The following is a 21,152-nucleotide window of genomic DNA, read 5'->3' on the forward strand; positions in this document are numbered from 1 at the left end:
GAGCTTCCTCCGCCTCTCGTGTAGGCCGTTACGTGTGGGGTACGTTAACAAATATCGTCGAATACCGGCAAAGGCTTATTCGGCGAATGAGACAGAACGACGGGTATCGGCCGCGACAATGTGCCGTCGGCCCGCACATTCCGGGGGGAACCGTCATGACCGAGCCGACAGCCGCGCCGTATCGCTCTGAGGTGATGCAGGTCGAGGATGCCTGGATCGACTATAACGGCCACCTCAACATGGCCTATTACAACGTGCTGTTCGACCGCGCCGTCGACCAGGCGTTCATCGATTTCGGCCTCGGCCCGGACTATGTCAGCGAGCGCCACGCCTCCTATTTCACTGTCGAAACCCATCTCTGCTATCTCGCCGAACTGAACCGCGGCGATCCGGTGCGCGTCGAAACGCGCATCATGGATTTCGACGACAAGCGGCTGCACATCTATCAGGAACTCTACCACGCAGACGGCTGGCTGTCGGCGACGTCGGAACAGATCCACCTGCATGTCGACATGGACGCCAAGCGCGCCGCCCCCTGGCCCGACGACATCCGCGCCCGCATTGAGGCGGCCTTCGCCGTCCATTCGCAGCTGGAACGCCCGGAACGCAGCGGCCGAAGCATCGGCATCGTGCGCAAATCCGCCTGACCCCGACCCAAGAGCCGCTGCGACGCCATGCTGTTCCGCACCACCATAAAGCGCCTGCCGACGATCCTGTGGAGCTGGGTCGAACCCAACCTGCGGCTGTTCCTCACCACGCGTCAACCCGCGTTGTGGCTGCTCGCCATTCTCGTCGGCTCGGCGATCGCCGGCGCCGCGATCCTGTTCCGCCTCGCCATCGGCCTGTTCCAGCTGCCCTGGCTCGGCACCATGGCCGAGACCGTGGTCACCTCATCCGCCGGACTGCATTGGCTGATCGTCCTGCTCTCGCCGGCCGTCGGCGGCCTCCTCGTCGGGCTCTATCTGACCTATGTGCAGCCGAACAAGAGAAGCGGCGGCGTCGCCGACGTCATCGAAGCACGCGCCCGCGGCGGACGCGGCCTGAAACTCGGCACCGGCCTCGGCTCGGCGCTTGTCACTGCCATCTCACTCGGCTCGGGCGCCAGCGCTGGCCGTGAAGGCCCGGTCGTGCATCTCGGCGCGACCCTGTCGACGGTGATCTGCGAATTCTTCCGCCTGCCCGACAATGCGCGGCGTATCTTGCTGGCCTGCGGCGTCGCCAGCGCCGTTTCCGCCTCGTTCAACGCACCGATCGCCGGCGCGCTGTTTGCGCATGAAGTCATCCTCGGCCATTACGCCATGTCGGCCTTCGTGCCGATCGTCATTGCCTCGGCCGCCGGCACCCTGTTCAGCCGCCTGTGGTTCGGCGACGTCGCCGCCTTCGCCATCCCGAACTACCAGATCACCTCCTATCTGGAGATCCCGGCCTTCGCGCTGCTCGGCCTGACCTGCGCGGCCGTCGCCGTCCTGTTCCAGTTCGCGCTCATCGGCGCCGACTGGTTCGCCCGCAACATCTCCATGCCGCTGTGGCTGCGCCCGGTGATCGGCGGCCTCATCGTCGGTGCCATCGGCCTCGTCTTCCCGCATGTGCTCGGCGTCGGCTATGAGGCAACCGACCAGGCGCTAAAGCACGAATTATCGATCACGCTGATGCTGTCGCTCTTGGTCGCCAAGACCGTGGCCACCGCGATCACGCTCGCATCGCGTTTCGGCGGCGGCATTTTCTCGCCATCGCTCTATCTCGGCGCCATGACCGGCGGGGCCTTCGGGCTGATCGCCGCCTCCGCCTTCCCCGAACTCGCTTCCAGCGAAGGGCTCTACGCCATCCTCGGCATGGGCGCGGTCGCCGCCTCGACGCTCGGCGCACCGATTTCCACCGTAATGATCGTCTTCGAGCTGACCGGCGGCTATGCGCTCTCCATCGCCCTGCTCTTGACCGTATCGATGTCAGTCGGCCTGACCCAGGCCGTGCACGGTCGGTCCTTCTTCCACTGGCAGCTCGAAACCCGCGGTATCGTGCTCGGCGACGGCCCGCACCAATGGCTGGTACGCGAGGTCAAGGTTGCGGAGTTCATGACCAAACCCGGCGAGGACGACGAGCCCGAACAACTCGATCCGGAAGCCGAGACGCCGCATCTCACCAAAGACGATACGTTGGAAAAGGCGCTCCGCCTGTTCGACGACACCGGCGCCTCATCGCTGCCCGTGGTCGCCGGGCCCGGCGACACGGCCATCATCGGCCGCGCCCAGCACGTCCACGCACTGCGCTATTTCAACTCCGCGCTGATCGAGGCCAATGTCGAGGAGCACCGCTAACACGGTGCTCCGAAGACGTTACGCTGTCCCCTCAGCCGAGCGGCGCCGTCGCGGCGCGAAGCCATACCCGCGCCTCATCGTCGACCATCGGCCCGATCTCGTCCCACACCCGTGCGTGGTAGGCATCAAGCCACGCGGTCTCGGTCACATCGAGCAGCACGACATCGATCAGCCGCTTGTCGATCGGCACCAGCGTCAACGCCTCGAAGCCGAGCATCTCCCGGTCGCCGCCCTTGATTGCGGACGGCGCGGTGACGACGACGAGGTTCTCGATGCGGATGCCGAAGGCACCCGACTGGTAATAGCCCGGCTCGTTCGACAGGATCATGCCCGGCTCGAGCGGCGTCGTGCCGAGCTTGGAGATGCGCTGCGGCCCCTCATGCACCGAGAGATACGAGCCGACACCGTGGCCGGTGCCGTGATCGAAATCGCAGCCCGCCTGCCACAGCGGCAACCGCGCCAGCACGTCGAGCTGCGCGCCCGAGGCGCCTTTGGGAAAGCGCGCCCGGTCAATCGCGATATGGCCTTTCAGAACCAGCGTGAAATGCCGCTTCATCTCCGCACTTGCCTCGCCGACGATGACGGTGCGGGTGATGTCGGTGGTGCCGTCCTGATACTGGCCGCCGGAATCGACCAGGTAGATCTCGCCCGTCTTCAACGGCAACGCGCTTGAGCGGCTGACGCGATAATGCGGGATCGCCGCATGGGGTCCGGCCGCCGAGATCGTATCGAAGGACAGGTCTTTCAAAAGCCCCGTCGCGGCGCGGAAGGATTCAAGCTTCTCCGCCGCCGAGATCTCGTCGAGCCCGCCCTTCGGCGCCTCATCATCGAGCCAGGCGAGGAACTGCACCATCGCCACCGCATCGCGGCGGTGCGCGGCGCGGCTACCCTCCTGCTCGGTCTCATTCTTGATCGCCTTCGGCAGGGTCACCGGGTCGCGCCCTTCGACGACTGTGCCACCGGCATCCTCGATCCGCTGGGCAATCGCCGCCGCCGTCCAGTCCGCATCGAGGAGGACCTTGGTCTTGCCGGTGCCGAGCGCGTTCAGCGCGGGGAAGAGAGCATCCGGCTCGGCGACATCGGCGAGCGCTTCGAGATGCGCGCGCACCTCGTCCGACAACTTGCCCGAGGCGATGAACAGTGTCGGCTTCTCGCCGCAGGGCACGATCGCGAACGACAGCGGCAGCGGCGTATGCGGCACGTCGCTGCCGCGAATATTGAACAGCCAGGCAATCGAATCGGGCTGGGTCAGCACGGTCGCGTCGGCGCCGGCCTTGGCAATCGCCTCGCCGACCCGCGCGATCTTTGCTGAGGCCTCCTCGCCGGCGAATTCGACCGGATGCACGACCACTGCGCCCATCGGCGGTGCCGGCTGATCATTCCAGATCGCATCGAGCGGATTGTCCGGCGCGGCCACCAGCGTCGCGCCCGCCTTGTTGCAGGCCGCATCGAGCCGGCGCACCTCGGCAATCGTGTGCAGCATCGGGTCATAACCGAGCCGCATGCCGGGCTTCAGCCGGTCGGCCAGCCACGCGCGCGGCGGCGTCTCGATGAGGTGCTGCGGCGTGAAAACCGATACGTCGACCTGCTCGCGCACCTGCAGCGTATAGCGCCCGTCGACGAAGACCGCCGCCTCGTCGCCAAGCACGACCGCCATGCCGGCCGACCCGGAAAAGCCGGTCAGATAGCGCAGCCGCTCGGCCGAGGCCGGCACATATTCGCCCTGATGCTCATCAGCGCGCGGCACGAGAAAACCGTCGAGCCCGCGGGCGGCCAGCGCATCGCGCAGCCGTGCCACCCGTTCGGAACCGACAGAAGGATCATTGGTTTCGTCGAAGCTTTGATACATGGCCGATCAATACGACGGCGCGCGCCGGCCCGCAATGAGAAGCAGGGGGCGGGAAATCAACTCGACCTGATTATGCACGGCCCCAGGGAATGCGAGGGAGCGAAGAGGCCGATCCACCCAGTATGCGCCTATTGCATTGCGAAATGCTTACTTCGCACCTGCAAAAAATGCACGACTGATATGCGTCAGCACGTCTTCCCTATTTCGCCGAAAGTGACGATATTGCAGCTGTCTAGGGAGCGATAGAACCAATCAAATCGCCGGAGAACTCACATGTCTATCGCAATGACCACGTCGACCGCCTTCCCGAAGAGCGTTTCGGTCAAGACCCGGCCGTCCTTCTTCCGCAGCCTGCTCGAGTCGATGATTTCGGCCCGCGAAGCTCAGGCCAAGCGCTACGTCAACGGCTACCTGCTGAGCCTCGAGGACGATGTCCTCACCGATCTCGGCTACGACCGCGACGTCATCGAGCGCGAAGGTTCGGCCCGCTTCCCGTTCTGAAGCGCTTTCCCGTAAAGTTGACAGACTTTTCGGACAAGAAATCGCGTTAGAAAACTGAAGCTGCTTTGACGAGCATCCTTTAGCAGGCAAGCAGCCATCACGGAGTGGCGGGCGCAAAACGCCCGCCCCCGGGTTATCCTTTCAAAGCAATGAGCCGTCGGCCGCGCACCCCGCGCGTCAGCCGCAGCGAAGGTGCAACGTCGCCCAGCCGTCGCGCTCCAGCCGCGACACATAGGCGAGCCCCTGACCGACATAGGCCGCACGCACCCGCGCGACGTCTTCAACCCGCAATCCCGACAGCACCACATCCGCGCCGACCGCGAGATGCCGCGCCATCACCGGCGCGAGCGCCATCAACGGCCGGGCGAGAATGTTCGCCACGACGAAATCGAACGGCATGCGCTCGGCGAAACGGGGGTGACCGAACCCAGTCGCCGTCACCGCCTCGACGAAGGCCCCAACGCCGTTCGCCTGTGCGTTCTCGCGCGTGATACGCACCGCAAGCGGGTCGATATCGGTCGCCAGCACCGGGCGCCGCATCAGCTTTGCCGCGCCAATCGCAAGGACGCCCGTACCGCAGCCGAGATCGAGCATCGACACCGGCGTGCGACGGCGGAACAGCCGGTCGATCATCAGCAGGCAGCCCCAGGTCGTTGCGTGGTGGCCGGTTCCGAACGCCTGCGCGGCCTCGATCTCAAGCCCGATCGCATTGGCCGGCACGTGTTCCCGGTCGTGGCTGCCATGCACCACGAAACGTCCGGCATGAACCGGCGCGAGGCCTTCAAGACTCTTGGCGACCCAGTCGAGATCCGGCAGCGGCGCGACCTCAAAGTCGATCGGATGGCCAAGCACCGTCTCGGCCACGCCGGCAAGCATCGCCGCGTTCGGCTCTTCGTCGAACAGGAGTTCCACATTCCAGCTGCCGTCCGGCAACTCATTGGCCGCCGAGGACAGCGCACCCGTCTCCTCGTTTTCAAGGAAGTACGCACCGAGCATGCGGGTGGCGGTTTCGTCGCCATAGGCGGTGGCCTGGAACATGGGAACTCCGGTTCAAGATGGAACGGCCGCGTTTGTGCGATAGACGGCGGCGGAACACAAGCGCCGCGCTCAGGTCAGACCTCGTCGGGATGCGGCGCCGTTTCCGGCTTCTCCCGGGCCCCGTCCTCGCGCGCCGGCGGCTTTGGCCCGAAGCCGAGCACCGTGTCGCCGGGTCCGGCCTCGATGTCATTGCCCTTCGAGGCAAAGGCGAGCCTGCCGCTTGCTCGTTTCACCAGCAGCACCCGATGGTCCTCGGAACGCTCGGCCAGATAGGTGGCGAAATCATAGTCTTCGCTGAGCCCTGTGATCTGGAACGTCCAGCCAGCCCGGATGCGGTCGGCCATCTCCGTGTAACTGCCACCACCGGTGAACAGCACCCGCCCGCCGAGCGTGAAGGAAAGCGTGTGCCGCTCCTTTTCCTCCGACGCCACGCGGGCGAGCTGGAAAACATTGGCACGGCCGATCTCCGGCCCGAAATCGGTGCAGACCAACGCGTTGTAGGCGTCGTTGTCGGTCGCCGCGATCAGATAGCCGAACTGGTTGAACTCGACGTGGTGTTCCGCGACCTCCGACAGCACCTCGCCATAGAAAAAGGGAATATGCGCCTGCCGCACCGCCTTGAGATGGTTCCAGTTGCGATCGGCGATCAGTACCGGCAATTCGAGCGCCTTCAGCTTCTCGCCAAGCGCCACGGTGAACGGATTGCCGCCGACAATGAGGATGCCGGACGGTCCCTGCGAGGCAAGCCCGAGGAAGCGCGCAAGCGGGCCGATGGAAAAGCCGTGCAGCACCACAGTGGCGAACACGACGAGGAAGGCGAGCGGCACCAACCGTGTCCCATCCTCGATGCCCGCCCTAGCAAGCTCTGTCGCGAACAGGCCGGACACGGCAACGGCAACCACGCCGCGCGGCGCGATCCAGCCGGCAAGTCCGCGTTCCCGGACACTCAGCCCACTGCCGAGCGTCGATATCCACACAACCGCCGGGCGCACGACAAAGAGGATCGCCGCGAGGAACAGGAACGCACGATAGTCGAGGCTCGCCAGCGCCTCCGCGTCTAGCGTCGCGGTCAGGATGACGAACACGCCGGATACCAGCAGCACCGTCATCATCTCTTTGAAGCGGCGCAGCTCCGTCAATCCGCCGAGGCGCGAATTGCCGAGCGTCATGCCGAGCACGGTCACGGTGACGAGGCCACCCTCCTTCAGCACCAGATTGGTCGCCTCGAAGCCGGCGAGCACGACCACCAGGATCACCGGGATCTTGAGGAAATCGGGCACATGGCCGTTGATGAAAAGCTTTTCGACCGCCTTGCCGAGCAGATAACCGCCGCCGATGCCGAGCACCAGCGCGCCGGCAACGCGCAACGCCAGCACTTCCGGCTCGTCGCCATGCTGGGCAAGCGTTACCGCCTCATAGGCGCAAACCGCAATAAGCGCGCCGATCGGGTCGGCGACAATCGCCTCCCAGCGCAACAAGGCCGCCGGCCGCGCCTCGAGCTTGGCCTGCCTCAAGAGCGGCATGATCACCGTCGGCCCGGTGACGACGAGGATGCCGCCAAACACCAGCGCCGTTTGGATCGACAGCCCGGCCAGATAGTAGCCGGCCGCCGTCGCCCCGAAGAATGTCAGCGGCGCGCCGATGATGACGAGCTGCCAGACCGCCCGCGAGGCGTCTCGCAGACCTGCGAAGTTGAGCGTCAGCCCGCCTTCGAAAAGGATGATGGCGACTGCGACCGACACCATTGGCCCAAGCCAGTCGCCGAAATCCCGCGCCGGATCGACCAAGCCCGTCAACGGCCCGGCAATGACGCCGGCAGCAAGCAGAAGAACGATCGCCGGCAGCCGGAAACGCCACGCAAGCCATTGCGCGCCGATACCGAGAATGCCGACCAGCGCGACGATGACGATATGATGCTCCACGACGCTTCGCCCAAATGCCTACAAGGTTGCCTACAACGAAGACGGTGTGAACGTGTCGCAATCGCTCACATTGCCGCTCTTCAACCCGGCACGGAACCATCGCGCGCGCTGCGCACTGCTGCCATGGTTGAAGGCATCGGGAACGACGTACCCCTGAGTCCGTTTCTGGATCGCGTCATCGCCGATCTGGTGCGCCGCGTTCAGCGCCTCCTCGATGTCGCCGCTCTCCAGAAGGCCCTTCTGATTGGTGTAGTGCGCCCACACCCCGGCATAGCAGTCGGCCTGCAGCTCGACCCGCACCGAAAGGGCGTTCGCCTCGTTCTTGCCGAGCGACGCGCGGCGCCGGTTGAACTCGGGCAGAACGCCGGTGAGGTTCTGCACGTGATGGCCGATTTCATGCGCGATCACATAGGCCTGCGCGAAATCGCCGGGCGCAGAGAATTTGCGCTTCAGCTCTTCGTAGAAGGCGAGGTCGATATAGACCTTCTTGTCGCCCGGACAGTAGAACGGCCCCGAAGCGGCGCTCGCGAAGCCGCAGGCGGAGCGCACCTGACCGGAAAACAGCACCAGCGTCGGTTCGCTGTAGCGCGCGCCATTCTCCTTGAACACCCGCTTCCAGACATCCTCGGTTTCCGCCAGCACCACGGAGACGAACCGTTTCTTTTCGTCGTCAGCCGCCGACGATCGCGAGGTCTGTTGCTGCGTCGTCTGACCCGGCATGCCGCCGTCCAGCGCCCCGATCAGCTGGCGCGGATCGATGCCGAGGAAATAGCCCGCGACCACCGCTATGATGAGGAACAGAATGCTGCCGCCACCGGCCCGGCGCACCGTGCCCCCGCCAATGCTTCGCCGATCCTCGACATTGGAACTTTGCCGTCTTCCACGCCACCGCATGCCGTGACTGTCTCCCTGTTGCGTTGATCAGGCCCCTGACTTCGTTCTTATACAGGAGCCGGTGCCGGCTGTCGCCGCCACGGGATCGGAAGACGAAAAGGCACCAAATGCGAAAGGGCGCCGCCGTTTCCGACCGCGCCCTTTGGCAAACCGTCCGCAGCGAACCGCGAACGTCTATCTATCGTACCCGCTTACTGGAAAAGCTGGGCAACCCGGCGGAACATACGCCGCACCGAGCAGGAAAACGTCGCGTGACGGTGCACGTCGACCCGTGTCGTACCGAGAACCGCCCGGCTGACAAGGAGATTACCACTCATAATTTTGCTCCTTACCTTTGTTGGCCAAAACGCCGCCCCGAAAAAAATCCCCGTAACCGATCTTTCGGCATGGTGCGAAAGGACAACCCGTTTTAGGCTGGTCCTCGCTGCAGCCAGCTTGTTATAAGCACTGAGTGCGCTTCTTGAGTGGAATATGTGTACACAGTGCGCCTAAGTCAAGCGCAAAAGCGCACACTGTGCGCAAACTGCGTGACCAGTTGTGTTGATACGGGCCGGGATTCCGCCAGTACGAATGAAAAAAAGCAAATCACATCAAACGCCTAAGCCTCCCATGAGCGCGGATCAGTTCCGCGAATGGCGGCGGGCGCTCGACCTCAAACAGAAAGACGCGGCCGACCTTCTCGGGCTGAAAAAGCGTATGATTCAGTACTATGAGAAGGGAAACCGCGACGGGAAACCGGTCGAAATCCCGAAGACCGTGCGTCTCGCCTGCTACGCCATTTCGTGCGGAGTTGCGGATTACGACGGCAGCGCCGCAACGCGTTCCGAACTCGTCCCGGAACCGGCGAGCGAAGACGAAGCGACGGCAGCTTCGCCGGAACACGGCGACGAGACCAATGCCGTCCTCGATGAGGCCATCGTCGAGGACGCTTGACCGGCCGCTCTGCCAGAACGAAAACGGGGAGAAACACTTTGCGGTGCTCTCCCCGAACCGTCGTCAGACCTTGATTGGCTTCAAGAGAAGTCCAACTTCCCTTTCGCTCGTATCAACGCCAACGTCGCCGGCGGACCATGTCCGCCGATTTGCTTCGTGGCATTTTAGCCGAGCTGGAGATTTCCAGCCGAGGTACGACCGGTCTTGCGGTCGGTGATCAGCTCGTAGGAAATCGCCTGGCCGTCGTTCAGGCCGTTGAGGCCCGCACGCTCGACCGCCGAGATGTGAACGAACACATCTTGGCCGCCGTCGGCCGGTTGAATGAAGCCAAAGCCCTTTTGGGCGTTGAACCACTTAACGGTTCCAGTATTCATGGAGTCAGCCTTTATTGCTTCCATAGTAGAAACGCCGCAAACGCTCAGCATCTGCTGCGTCGAGGTCCGTCGATGTTCGGGGAAGGTGTCGGATCGTGCGCCCCGTCAGGTGCTGACGGAACGGTGCGGCCCAAGTCGTCCGGCCAAATATCGATGGCCGGATTCATACAGGAAAATGCGGACACGCTCAAGCGAGTCCCATGCATACCGGCCTTGATGAGGCCTCGTTCGGCGCGCCAAACGCACTATGGTAAACAAGGCGTTCACCGTGATTGATTCGGAAAAGCCCATGCACGATCCCGCCCGCAAGGATGCGGTTCCGGCCCCGAGCGAGCCGACAGCCGGCGGCATCGCCGCCCGCGCGATGAGCGCGCGCAGCACCGCCGCTGCATCCTATCTCGACGCGCTCAATCCCGAGCAGCGCGAGGCGGTCGAGACCATCGACGGCCCGGTGCTGGTGCTCGCCGGCGCGGGAACCGGCAAGACCCGCGTTCTGACCACCCGCATCGCCCATATTCTTGCCACCGGCCGCGCCTGGCCGAGCCAGATCCTCGCCGTCACCTTCACCAACAAGGCCGCCCGCGAAATGCGCGAGCGCATCGCCACCATGGTCGGCGACAGCGTCGAGGGCATGGCCTGGCTCGGCACCTTCCACGCCATCGGCACCAAGATCCTGCGCCGCCATGCCGAGCTGGTCGATCTCAAGTCCAATTTCACCATCCTCGACACCGACGATCAGATCCGCCTCATCAAGCAGGTGATCCAGGCCGAGGGCATCGACGAGAAGCGCTGGCCGGCGCGGCAGTTTGCCAGCATCATCGACGGCTGGAAGAACCGCGGCCTGATGCCGGGCGAGGTGCCAGAGGGCGAAGGCCGGGCATTCGGCGCCGGCCGTGGTCGCGCCCTCTACGCCGCCTATCAGGACCGGCTGAGGACGCTGAACGCCTGCGACTTCGGCGATCTTCTGTGCCACGTCATCCGCATCTTCCGCGAACACCACGACGTCCTCGCCGACTACCAGAACCGCTTCCGCTACATGTTGGTCGACGAGTATCAGGATACCAACATCGCGCAGTATCTCTGGCTGCGGCTGCTGGCGCAGAACCATCCGAATCTGTGCTGCGTCGGCGACGACGACCAGTCGATCTATGGCTGGCGCGGCGCCGAGGTCGACAACATCCTGCGCTTCGAGCACGACTTCCCCGGCGCCAAGGTGGTCCGGCTGGAGCGCAACTACCGCTCGACCGGGCACATTCTCGGCGCCGCCTCGCACCTCATCGCCCACAATGACGGCCGCCTCGGCAAGACCCTCTTCACCGATCACGACGACCCCGACGCCGACCGTGTGTCGGTCGGTGCGAGCTGGGACTCTGAGGAAGAGGCCCGCCAGATCGGCGACGAGATCGAGGCGCTGCAGACCAAGGGCCACAAGCTCGACCAGATCGCCATTCTGGTGCGCGCCTCCTTCCAGATGCGCGAATTCGAAGATCGCTTCGTCACGCTTGGCCTGCCCTACCGCGTTATCGGCGGCCCGCGCTTCTACGAGCGCATGGAGATCCGCGACGCGCTCGCCTATTTCCGCGCCACCGTGCAGCCGGCCGACGATCTCGCCTTCGAGCGCATCGTCAACAAGCCGAAGCGCGGCCTCGGCGACGTCACCCTGCAACTCGTCCACGAGACGGCGCGCGCGGCCGGCATCCCGCTCATTCAGGCCGCCGGCGAACTGGCCGAGACCGAGGAGCTGCGCCCCAAGACGCGGATTTCGCTGAAGAACCTCGTCGACAGCTTCACCCGCTGGCGCAACCAGCTCGACAGCCTCAGCCATGTGGAACTCGCCGAAATCATCCTGGACGAGTCCGGCTACACCGAGATGTGGCAGGCCGACCGTTCGCCCGACGCGCCGGGTCGGCTCGAGAACCTGAAGGAACTCGTCCGCTCCATGGAGGATTTCGACTCCCTGCAGGGCTTCCTTGAGCACATCTCGCTGGTCATGGACGCCGACAAGGGCGACGGCATCGACGCGGTCAACGTCATGACGCTGCATTCGGCGAAGGGGCTGGAATTCGACACCGTCTTCCTGCCCGGCTGGGAGGAAGGCCTCTTCCCGCATCAGCGCGCTCTCGACGAGGGCGGCCGCTCCGGCCTCGAGGAAGAGCGCCGGCTGGCCTATGTCGGCATCACCCGCGCCCGCGCCCGTGCCAAGATCTGGTTCGCCTCCAACCGCCGCATCCACGGCCTGTGGCAGTCGACGATCCCCTCGCGCTTCCTCGACGAACTGCCCGAGGCCCATGTCGACGTCGTCGAGCAGGGATCGAGCTATGGCGGCTACAGCGGCGGCAACTACGGCGCCAGCCGCTTCGACAAGGCCGAGACGTTTTCCTCCAGCTACGGCACACCCGGCTGGCAGCGCGCCCAGCGCAACCGCACCTCGTCGGGCTCGCAGACGGCGCGCGGCCCGAAAACCATCGAGGGCGAATTGGTCGCGAAAAGCGTAATCGGCGGCGAGTCCGCCTATTCGCTCGGCGAACGCGTCTTCCACATCAAGTTCGGCTATGGCGCGATTGCCTCGATCGACGGCAACAAGCTGACCATCGATTTCGAAAAGGCCGGCCGCAAGCGCGTGCTCGACAGCTTCGTCGAGCGGCACTGACAAAGCCGCGCCTGCATACCGTCACTCTGGCCTCTCCCCTCGTCATCCTCCGGCTTGACCGGAGGATCGGGCAGCGACGAGCACGACGCCAGCGAGTCGGCATTGAGTGAGAACGCCCCCCTCAACACGCCCCACCCACATGGAAAGCGATCCTCCGGTCAAGCCGGAGGATGACGGGCTGAGGCATCGGATGCGCTCATCGCATCAGCCGCCCCCATGCAAAAAAACAGCCCCACACACGACCCGCGCCCGGCCATTATTTCGCCGTGAAATAAGCGCTGAGATTCCCGTTGCACCGGCGCTAAATACGCTCTAGAGCAGCGCCGATTTTCACCATCGCCGCACGAGAGCACGACCCGCTCGACGGAGGCCAGCCCGGACCCGGATTTGCGGGGCGGGATTGTTTATGCGTGCCGCAGCAACGGTGCGTTTCGCGAAAGACCTGCCTCGATGTATCTCAATTCAATCAAAAATTTCCGGGCGCTGGCCATCATCCTGATCGTCGCGGTGCACAGCTTCAGCTTCGCCAGCATCCCCTTCAAGACATTTCCGTCGCAGTTCCTCGGCAATCTGATTTCCGGCGGCACGACCCTCTTCGTCTTCATCTCAGGCCTGTTGTTCTTCCACGTCTTCTACAAGCGCTACACCTTCAGGAGCTTCATGGCCGGCAAGGTCAGGAACGTGGTCATCCCCTACACGATCCTGTCGATCATCCCGATCTGGATGGTGATGAACCAGGCCAAAATCCCCTGGCCGTTCTTCGAGCCGACCGGCCCCGGCTTCATCGAGGAAACCCTCGTGCCGGCGCTGAAATATTACGTCACCGGGCGTTTCGCGACGGCCTACTGGTACATACCCTTCATCGTCGTCACTTTTCTGATGTCGCCGCTGCACATCGCCTATATCCGCCTCAACATCCGCTGGCAGATCGTCATCATGGCGGTGCTGTTTGCGGTCTCGGCGGTCGTCCAGCGCCCGCAAGAAAACATCAACACGCTGCAAAGCGTCGTTGCCTTCACGCCGGTCTATCTCTTGGGCATCACCTGCGGCATGAACCTGCAATGGCTTTACGACAAGCTGACCGGACGCGAATGGATCTTCGCCGCGATCGGCCTCGCGCTTGCCGCGCTGGAATACACGACCGGCGCATTCTCGAACTACCACAAGGACTTCTTCGCCTTGAAGGGCATCGACCTGATGCTGTTCCAGAAGGTGTCGTGGTGCATCTTCTTTCTGATCTTCCTGCACCGCTTCGAGAACTGGTCGCCGCGCTGGGTGAACACGATTGCGGCCACCAGCTTCGCGATCTTCTTCCTGCACCCGTTCTTCCTGAAGACGCTGCACACCATCCGCAACTTTTATGGCGTCCGCTTCGACGGCTCCTGGACGGTCTATTGGGCAGCCGTCGCGCTCGTCACGGGGCTCTCCATCGCCACCGCGCTCGCCGTCCGTGCCATCATCGGCAAGAACAGCCGGTATCTGATCGGGTATTGAGGGAGGGGGCCTCCCTGCCCTTGACGCCGGGCTCGTAGCAGGCAATTTCGAGTCTCGCGCATGTCGTCCAAAAGTGGGCACCGGTTTTGGGATAACGGCATGCGGAAAAACAGGGTACGAAGTACCCGAACAGATTCCATGTCGGAGAGAAGGCCGTGGCGGGCGAGAAGAAGGCGGAACAGGCATTTGCGGCAATCGCGGTGGAGGCGCTCGACGAGGCTGAGGCTGCCGCCGAGCTTGAGCGCCTTGCCGCCGAGATCGCCGGCCATGATGAGCGCTACTATCAGGACGATGCGCCGAGCGTTTCCGACGCCGAATATGACGCGCTGCGCCGGCGCAACCTCGCCATCGAAGCCCGCTTCCCGCATCTGAAGCGCGCCGATTCCCCATCGGAGCGGGTCGGCGCCGCCGTCTCGGAGACCTTTTCGCAGGTCCGGCACGCCGTGCCGATGCTCTCGCTCGACAATGCGTTCGACGACGAGGGCGTGGCGGAATTCGCCGCCCGTGTCCGTCGCTTCCTAAAGATCATGCCGGGCGAGCCGCTCGCCTTCACCGCCGAGCCGAAGATCGACGGACTGTCGCTTTCGCTGCGTTACGAGAACCGCCGCCTGGTGACGGCCGCAACCCGTGGCGACGGCACCACCGGCGAGAACGTCACGGCGAATGCCCGCACCATCGGCGACATTCCCCACACCCTGCCGGACGACGCGCCGGACATCATCGAGGTGCGCGGCGAGGTCTATATGAGCCACGCCGATTTCGCCGCCTTGAACGCCCGCGCCGAGGCGCAAGGCGGCAAGATCTTCGCCAATCCGCGAAACGCGGCCGCCGGCTCGCTGCGCCAGTTAAACGCCACGATCACCGCCGCTCGCCCGCTTCGTTTCTTCGCCTATGCCTGGGGTGAGCTGCCGGACGTGCCCGGCGACACGCAGATGGACGTGGTCGCCGCCTTCGGCCGCTGGGGCTTTCCGGTCAACCCGCTGATGAAGCGCTGCGAGACGGTCGAGGACATGCTCGCCGTCTATCGCGATATCGAGGTGCAGCGGGCAACGCTCGGCTACGACATCGACGGCGTCGTCTACAAGGTCGACCGGCTCGATCTGCAGGGCCGGCTCGGCTTCGTGTCGCGCAGCCCGCGCTGGGCGATCGCCCACAAATTCCCCGCCGAGCGCGCGACGACGGTGCTGAACGACATCGAAATCCAGGTCGGCCGCACCGGCGCGCTGACCCCTGTCGCCAAGCTCGAGCCAGTGACCGTCGGCGGCGTGGTGGTCTCCAATGCCAGCTTGCATAACGAGGACTACATCCGCGGCATCGGCGCGGGCGGCGAGGAAATCCGCGACGGCAAGGACATTCGAATCGGCGATACGCTGACCATCCAGCGCGCCGGCGACGTCATCCCGCAGATCGTCGATGTCGACCTGTCGCGCCGCCCGGCGGACGCCGAGCCCTATCAGTTCCCGACCACCTGTCCGGTCTGCGGCAGCCACGCGGTGCGCGAGATCAACGTCAAGGGCCGTGAGGACGTGGTGCGGCGCTGCACCGGCGGTCTCGTCTGCCCGGCGCAGACCAAGGAAAAGCTGAAGCACTTCGTCTCGCGCAACGCTTTCGACATCGAGGGCCTCGGCGACAAGCAGGTCGAGATGTTCCACGATCTGCCGCTTGAGGAAGGCGGCATCCGCACCCCCGCGGACATCTTCACCCTGCGCGCCCGCGACGCCGATTCCCTGATCAAACTGAAGAACCGCGAGGGTTTCGGCACCAAGTCGGCGGAAAAACTGTTCGATGCCATCGACGCGCGGCGGACCATCGCGCTGCATCGCTTCATCTTCGCGCTGGGCATCCGCCATGTCGGCGAACAAAACGCCAAGCTGCTCGCCCGTCACTACGGCACGTTCGAGGCGTTCCGTGCTGCGATGCTTGCCGCCGATCAGGGCAGCGAGGCCTGGCGCGATCTCGTCGACATCGACGGCATCGGCGAGGTGGTGGCGAAGGCAATCGTCGATTTCTTCGCCGAGGACCACAACGAGACGGTGCTCGACGCGCTGCTCGCCGAAGTGACGCCGGAACAGGCCGAGGCCGTCGCCGCAGATGGCTCCCCGGTCGCCGGCAAGACGGTCGTCTTCACCGGATCGCTCGAACGCATGACCCGCGACGAGGCCAAGGCCATGGCCGAACGGCTCGGCGCCAAGGTGGCGGGCTCGGTGTCGAAAAAAACCGATCTGGTGGTCGCAGGCCCGGGTGCCGGCTCGAAGCTGAAAAAGGCCGCCGACCTCGGCGTCGAGGTCATTGATGAGAACGGTTGGTTCGACCTGGTGGGGGAGTAGGGGGTGGAGGCGGGCCCGCATCGTGTGCACCGGTCAGCTCTTGCCGCGATCAAGACCGATCCCCGCAAATATCTGTTTGCCCCTCCCCGTCATCCCGGACAAGCCGCGAAGCGGCGCGATCCGGGATCCTATGGCGACGGCAGGAAGTAGAAGCCTTCGAGATCGGGCCAGACGTCCGCACCCGATGAACCGGGCTAACGGTCCGTGAGGGGCAATAGGCCCCGGCTCAAGGCCGGGGTGACGGGGAGTGCACTGTGAAACGGCCGTGCGCATCCAATAACGCCCAGCGGCTCTGACCCTCAACCTGTAACCCCACCCCTCAGCACGTCATCCTCCGGCTTGACCGGAGGATCGCTCTCCACTTGTACTGACACGCGTTGATGGGCATCACAGGCAATCTGGCGAACACCATGCAATTGCGCCGGGGCCGCGTCGGTCGCCGGCCGATCCTCCGGTCAAGCCGGAGGATGACGTAAGGGGGAAGGGATGCGCGGCGATACCCAAGCCCTGTGAGGCGTCACCCACCACTCACTTCACAATCGTGATGCGTTCTGCCGCCCGGGTGATGCCGGTGTAGAGCCAGCGCTCGCGCGTGTCGCGGAAAGCGAAGCTCTCATCGAACAGCACGATACCGTCCCACTGCGAACCCTGCGCCTTGTGAACGGTCAGCGCGTAGCCGTAGTCGAAGGAGTCGAAGCGCCGCCGCGTCTGCCACGGCAGCTCTTCCTCGCTTTCGAAGGCCGCCTTGGCGAGCTTGATCTTCGCCGAGGTGCCATAGGGCCCCTCTTCCTCCGAGCGCACCAGCAATTGCAGCGCCTGCGCAGCGGACAGTCCGGTCGGCCGTCCGGCGCTCATCACCGTCCACAGCGAGCCGTTGAGCAGCCCCTTGGCGGGATCGTTCCTCAGACACACGAGCTTGTCGCCGGCTGCCGGCAGCAGGCCGGTGAAGCCTTTCAGCTGACGCAGACGCTGATTGTAGAGCCGGCGTGTGCGGTTCCGCCCGACGAGCACCTGATCAGCGCCGAGCACCAGATCCTGGTCGACATCGTCGCGCGAGATCACCCGGCTGTCGCCGTATGAGCCATAATCGAGCTGCCCGCCCTCACGCACCGTCATAGCCATGTCGATGATCGGATTGTCGCGCGCCTGCCTGTGCACCTCGGTCAGCAACATGTTCGGCTCGGCGTCGGTGAAATAACCGCCACCCGAGACCGGCGGAAGCTGGCCCGGGTCGCCGAGCACCAGAACCGGCGTGCCAAACGACAGCAGGTCGCGGCCGAGTTCCTCGTCGACCATGGAGCATTCGTCGATGATGATCAGGCTCGCCTTGGCGACCGGACTTTGCCGGTTGAGCGAGAAGGTCGGCGCCATCTCGCCGGTCTCCTCGACCTTTTCCTCGCCGCGCGGCCGGTAGATCAGCGAATGGATGGTGCGGGCGTTGTCGCAACCCTTTGAGCGCAGCACCTGCGCCGCCTTGCCGGTGAAGGCGGCAAACAGTACGTCGCCATCGACATGCTCGGCAAAATGGCGCGCCAGCGTCGTCTTGCCGGTGCCGGCATAGCCGAACAGGCGGAACACCTGCTCGCGCCCGGCCTTCAGCCAGCGTTCCACCGCTTGCAACGCGTCATCCTGTTGCGGCGACCATTTCATCGGCGCGCCGATCCTCCATCGGGTTCGAGATCGGCGGCCACCTTAGGCGATTCGGGACACGAAGGGGGCGAGAGAGGAATGTCGCATCATTGTTTGGGCGACATGCAGCATGATCCCGAACCGTCTTTCACTCGCCGCTCGTCACACCTCGCTCTCGACGCCTCATCACACCTCGTTCGCGACGCCTCGTCACACCTCGTTCGCGACGCCTCGTCACACCTCGTTCGCGACGCCTCGTCATCCTCTGGCTCTCTCCCCCCGTCATCCTTCGGCTTGACCGGAGGATCGGCTTCAACAGCCGCGTCTTTCGCGAGGGAACAAATCGGGCAAGGGAAACCAGAGCACCAGAAGACGAAGGGAGCCGTCGCCCGCATGGAGAACGATCCTCCGGTCAAGCCGGAGGATGACGCAAGAGGTTGGGATCGAGCGCGCGCGAAACCGCATCGACATACCGTGCCGAAAAGGGCAATGGACCCCGGCTCAAGGCCGGGGTGACGGGGAGTGCGGGCGAGCACAGTGCCCACCCACTTTGCCGTATTGCTCACCCGAACCCATTTGGGTTCGCAAGGCTGAACGGCCGCCACCCTGTTGGGCGCCCCTCGCGGAGGCTAGCGGACGTCAGTCCGCACTCAGCCGTGAGCGGAAGAATCAACCCCGCCCTACAGCGCGTCCTTGCCCCGCTGCATGGCGGCGATGCCGGTGCGGGCCACTTCGACCAGACCGAGCGTTTCCATGATGGAGAGGAACTCGCCGACCTTGTGGCTGCTGCCGGTGACCTGGAAGACGAAGTGCTCGATCGTCGCGTCGACCACCTTGGCTTCGTAGATCTCGGCAAGACGCAGCGCCTCGACGCGCTTGTCGCCGGTGCCGGCGACCTTGACCAGCGCCAGCTCACGCTCCAGCGGACGGCCGGTCTCGGTCAGATCGTTGACCCGGTGCACCGGCACCAGCCGCGAGAGCTGGCTCTTGATCTGCTCGATGACCTCCGGCGTGCCGGTGGTGACGATGGTAATTCGCGACAGATGCTTCTGGTGCTCGGTCTCGGTCACCGTCAGCGATTCAATGTTGTAGCCGCGGCCGGAGAACAGACCGATGACCCGGGCAAGGACGCCCGGCTCGTTGTCGACGACCACCGATAGGGTGTGCGTCTCGGAAACTTCGGAACGGCTGGTAAGGAAGTAAGCGGAACCGGATGCTTGTGCGTTCATGACAACTCGCTTCGATTTTTTCGTCCGTACGGGCAGTGCCCGACAAGAAATCTCATGAAAGGCGGGGGAGAGCCGCGGCCCTCCCCGCGAACCGTTAGACCAGCATCTTGCCGTCTTCGCCGATGGCGTTCTCGACATCCTCGTCGGAAACGTCCTCACCGAGCAGCATGTTGTTGTGCGCCTCGCCCGACGGGATCATCGGGTAGCAGTTGGCGACGTTGACGACGCGGCAGTCGAAGATCACCGGACGATCGCACTCGATCATCTCCTGCAGCTTCTCGTCGAGCTCGCCCGGGGTCTGCGCACGGATGCCGACGCAGCCATAGGCCTCGGCGAGCTTGACGAAATCGGGCTGCGACTCGACGTAGGACTCCGACAGCCGGTTGCCGTGCAAGAGCTGCTGCCACTGGCGCACCATGCCCATGTACTGGTTGTTCAGGATGAAGATCTTGATCGGCAGATTGTACTGCGCCGCCGTCGAGATCTCCTGGATCGTCATCAGCACCGAGGCGTCGCCCGCGATGTCGACGACGAGCGCGTCCGGGTGCGCCGCCTGAATGCCGACCGCCGCCGGAACGCCGTAGCCCATGGTGCCGAGGCCGCCCGAGGTCATCCACCGGTTCGGCTCCTCGAAGTCGAAGAACTGCGCCGCCCACATCTGGTGCTGGCCGACTTCGGTGGTGATGTAGGTGTCCTTGCCCTTGGTCGCCTCATAGAGACGCTGCACGGCATATTGCGGCATGATCACGTCGTCGTTCGGACGATAGGTCAGGCAGTTCTTGGCCCGCCAGCCGTCGATGATCTCCCACCACTTGGCCAGCGCCTTCTTGTCGGCCTGCTTGGAACCCGTCCGCCACAGCTTCGTCATGTCTTCCAGAACGTGGCCGACATCGCCGAGGATCGGCACGTCGACATGGACGTTCTTGTTGATCGACGAAGGATCGATGTCGATGTGGATCTTCTTGGAATGCGGCGCGAAGGCATCGAGCCGGCCGGTGATGCGGTCGTCGAAACGCGCGCCGACGCAGATCATCACGTCGCAATCGTGCATCGCATTGTTGGCCTCGTAGGTGCCGTGCATGCCGAGCATGCCGAGCCACTGCTTGTCCGAGGCCGGATAGGCGCCGAGACCCATCAGCGTCGAGGTGATCGGGAAGCCCGTCAGCTTGACCAGTTCGCGAAGCAGCTGGCTCGCCGCCTTGCCCGAATTGATCACGCCGCCGCCGGTGTAGAAGATCGGCTTCTTGGCCGAGGCCATCAGCTCGACCGCCTCTTCGATCGCCGCCATGTTGCCCTTCAGCTGCGGCCGGTAGCCCTGATAGGAGCTCGCGATATCGCCGTTCGAGCGCTTCTTCGGCGGCGTATAGATGCCGGTCGAGAACTGCACGTCCTTCGGGATGTCGACGACGACCGGCCCCGGGCGGCCGGTAGTGGCGACCACGAAGGCCTCGTGCAGGATGCGCGACAGATCGTTCACGTCGCGCACCAGCCAATTGTACTTGGTGCAGGGACGCGTGATGCCGACGGTGTCGCATTCCTGGAAGGCGTCCGAGCCGATCAGATGAGTCGGCACCTGGCCGGTGATGCACACGAGCGGGATCGAGTCCATCAGCGCGTCGGTCAGCGGCGTGACCATGTTGGTCGCACCCGGGCCCGAGGTGACGAGCACGACACCCGGCTTGCCGGTCGAGCGGGCATAGCCTTCCGCGGCATGGCCTGCGCCCTGCTCGTGGCGCACCAGAAGGTGCTTGACCCTGTCCTGCTGGAACAGCTCATCGTAAATCGGAAGGACCGCGCCTCCCGGATACCCGAAAATATGTTCGACACCCTGATCGACGAGTGCCTGGAGGACCATCTCGGCTCCGGTCATTTCGCGTGTCATGTCGAGTCTTCCTTCCGTTGTGCTTCACGCGGTCTGTTTGCTTCACGCAGTAGCTGGTTTCGGCAACAAAAAAGGGCCCTTGAAAAGGACCCTTGTCAGCGCACCACCCATCGGG

The 21,152-nt window shown here is 64.3% G+C and carries 14 protein-coding genes and 1 pseudogene; 7 read left to right on the forward strand and 8 right to left on the reverse strand.

Translation table 11 applies throughout. From position 1 onward, the window contains the following. Nucleotides 1-155 precede the first annotated feature (155 nt). Both C0606_14265 and C0606_14270 read left to right on the forward strand, forming a co-directional pair. Complete coding sequence (locus tag C0606_14265) at nucleotides 156-647, forward strand: thioesterase (protein PLX36449.1); 492 nt, start codon at nucleotides 156-158, stop codon at nucleotides 645-647. Nucleotides 648-674: 27 nt separating this feature from the next. Beyond that, nucleotides 675-2,315 (forward strand): chloride channel protein, encoded by a 1,641-nt coding sequence (locus tag C0606_14270; GenBank protein ID PLX36450.1) that lies wholly within the window; start codon nucleotides 675-677, stop codon nucleotides 2,313-2,315. Nucleotides 2,316-2,346: 31 nt separating this feature from the next. Here the strand turns inward: C0606_14270 and C0606_14275 are convergent, their stop codons facing one another. Continuing rightward, entirely contained in the window at nucleotides 2,347-4,164 is a 1,818-nt protein-coding gene (locus tag C0606_14275) for an X-Pro aminopeptidase (GenBank protein ID PLX36451.1), read from the reverse strand. Nucleotides 4,165-4,437: 273 nt separating this feature from the next. On the opposite strand from C0606_14275, the gene C0606_14280 reads away from it, so the two are divergent. After that, nucleotides 4,438-4,665, forward strand: coding sequence for a hypothetical protein (locus tag C0606_14280; GenBank protein PLX36452.1), 228 nt, complete (start codon nucleotides 4,438-4,440; stop codon nucleotides 4,663-4,665). A gap of 177 nt (nucleotides 4,666-4,842) precedes the next feature. Here the strand turns inward: C0606_14280 and C0606_14285 are convergent, their stop codons facing one another. From C0606_14285 to C0606_14295, 3 genes are all read right to left on the reverse strand, one after another. Continuing rightward, nucleotides 4,843-5,703, reverse strand: coding sequence for a 50S ribosomal protein L11 methyltransferase (locus C0606_14285; GenBank protein ID PLX36453.1), 861 nt, complete (start codon nucleotides 5,701-5,703; stop codon nucleotides 4,843-4,845). 74 nt (nucleotides 5,704-5,777) lie between these two features. After that, complete coding sequence (locus tag C0606_14290) at nucleotides 5,778-7,625, reverse strand: sodium:proton exchanger (protein ID PLX36454.1); 1,848 nt, start codon at nucleotides 7,623-7,625, stop codon at nucleotides 5,778-5,780. A gap of 30 nt (nucleotides 7,626-7,655) precedes the next feature. Further along, nucleotides 7,656-8,519 carry a flagellar biosynthesis protein FlgM gene (locus C0606_14295; protein ID PLX36455.1) on the reverse strand — a complete coding sequence of 288 codons (864 nt, stop codon included), beginning with the start codon at nucleotides 8,517-8,519 and terminating at the stop codon, nucleotides 7,656-7,658. A 609-nt stretch (nucleotides 8,520-9,128) separates the two neighbouring features. On the opposite strand from C0606_14295, the pseudogene C0606_14300 reads away from it, so the two are divergent. Continuing rightward, nucleotides 9,129-9,326: pseudogene (locus tag C0606_14300) on the forward strand (XRE family transcriptional regulator). Nucleotides 9,327-9,616: 290 nt separating this feature from the next. Here C0606_14300 and C0606_14305 read toward each other — a convergent pair. Continuing rightward, nucleotides 9,617-9,826 carry a cold-shock protein gene (locus tag C0606_14305; GenBank protein ID PLX36456.1) on the reverse strand — a complete coding sequence of 70 codons (210 nt, stop codon included), beginning with the start codon at nucleotides 9,824-9,826 and terminating at the stop codon, nucleotides 9,617-9,619. A 289-nt stretch (nucleotides 9,827-10,115) separates the two neighbouring features. Here C0606_14305 and C0606_14310 point away from each other — a divergent pair, with 289 nt between their 5' ends. The 3 genes from C0606_14310 to C0606_14320 all read left to right on the forward strand — a co-directional run bounded on the left by C0606_14310 (nucleotide 10,116) and on the right by C0606_14320 (nucleotide 16,297). After that, nucleotides 10,116-12,476: an ATP-dependent DNA helicase gene (locus C0606_14310; GenBank protein PLX36613.1), complete on the forward strand. Its 2,361-nt coding sequence runs from the start codon at nucleotides 10,116-10,118 to the stop codon at nucleotides 12,474-12,476. A 450-nt stretch (nucleotides 12,477-12,926) separates the two neighbouring features. After that, complete coding sequence (locus C0606_14315; GenBank protein PLX36457.1) at nucleotides 12,927-13,970, forward strand: acyltransferase; 1,044 nt, start codon at nucleotides 12,927-12,929, stop codon at nucleotides 13,968-13,970. Nucleotides 13,971-14,164: 194 nt separating this feature from the next. Beyond that, on the forward strand, nucleotides 14,165-16,297 hold the full coding sequence (locus C0606_14320; protein PLX36614.1) for a DNA ligase (NAD(+)) LigA: 2,133 nt from the start codon (nucleotides 14,165-14,167) through the stop codon (nucleotides 16,295-16,297). Nucleotides 16,298-16,825: 528 nt separating this feature from the next. Here C0606_14320 and C0606_14325 read toward each other — a convergent pair. The 3 genes from C0606_14325 to C0606_14335 form a co-directional block, all read right to left on the reverse strand. Then, a complete protein-coding gene (locus tag C0606_14325; GenBank protein PLX36458.1) occupies nucleotides 16,826-17,947 on the reverse strand; it encodes an ATP-binding protein in 1,122 nt (373 codons plus the stop codon). A 659-nt stretch (nucleotides 17,948-18,606) separates the two neighbouring features. Further along, complete coding sequence (locus C0606_14330; GenBank protein ID PLX36459.1) at nucleotides 18,607-19,155, reverse strand: acetolactate synthase small subunit; 549 nt, start codon at nucleotides 19,153-19,155, stop codon at nucleotides 18,607-18,609. Between the two features lie 94 nt (nucleotides 19,156-19,249). Next, nucleotides 19,250-21,037, reverse strand: a complete 1,788-nt coding sequence (locus C0606_14335; protein ID PLX36460.1) for an acetolactate synthase 3 large subunit — start codon at nucleotides 21,035-21,037, stop codon at nucleotides 19,250-19,252. Between the last annotated feature and the right edge of the window lie 115 nt (nucleotides 21,038-21,152).

The organism is Hyphomicrobiales bacterium, from assembly GCA_002869065.1.
Lineage (GTDB): Bacteria > Pseudomonadota > Alphaproteobacteria > Rhizobiales > Rhodobiaceae > Rhodobium.

What these genes read in the sequence shown, in the direction of transcription:
- C0606_14285 (PLX36453.1), bottom strand. Translation starts at nt 5,703, where the DNA reads ATGTTCCAGGCCACCGCCTATGGCGACGAAACCGCCACCCGCATGCTC.
- C0606_14330 (PLX36459.1), bottom strand. Translation starts at nt 19,155, where the DNA reads ATGAACGCACAAGCATCCGGTTCCGCTTACTTCCTTACCAGCCGTTCC.
- C0606_14325 (PLX36458.1), bottom strand. Translation starts at nt 17,947, where the DNA reads ATGAAATGGTCGCCGCAACAGGATGACGCGTTGCAAGCGGTGGAACGC.
- C0606_14270 (PLX36450.1), top strand. Translation starts at nt 675, where the DNA reads ATGCTGTTCCGCACCACCATAAAGCGCCTGCCGACGATCCTGTGGAGC.
- C0606_14280 (PLX36452.1), top strand. Translation starts at nt 4,438, where the DNA reads ATGTCTATCGCAATGACCACGTCGACCGCCTTCCCGAAGAGCGTTTCG.
- C0606_14275 (PLX36451.1), bottom strand. Translation starts at nt 4,164, where the DNA reads ATGTATCAAAGCTTCGACGAAACCAATGATCCTTCTGTCGGTTCCGAA.
- C0606_14315 (PLX36457.1), top strand. Translation starts at nt 12,927, where the DNA reads ATGTATCTCAATTCAATCAAAAATTTCCGGGCGCTGGCCATCATCCTG.
- C0606_14305 (PLX36456.1), bottom strand. Translation starts at nt 9,826, where the DNA reads ATGAATACTGGAACCGTTAAGTGGTTCAACGCCCAAAAGGGCTTTGGC.
- C0606_14265 (PLX36449.1), top strand. Translation starts at nt 156, where the DNA reads ATGACCGAGCCGACAGCCGCGCCGTATCGCTCTGAGGTGATGCAGGTC.
- C0606_14335 (PLX36460.1), bottom strand. Translation starts at nt 21,037, where the DNA reads ATGACACGCGAAATGACCGGAGCCGAGATGGTCCTCCAGGCACTCGTC.
- C0606_14295 (PLX36455.1), bottom strand. Translation starts at nt 8,519, where the DNA reads ATGCGGTGGCGTGGAAGACGGCAAAGTTCCAATGTCGAGGATCGGCGA.
- C0606_14310 (PLX36613.1), top strand. Translation starts at nt 10,116, where the DNA reads ATGCACGATCCCGCCCGCAAGGATGCGGTTCCGGCCCCGAGCGAGCCG.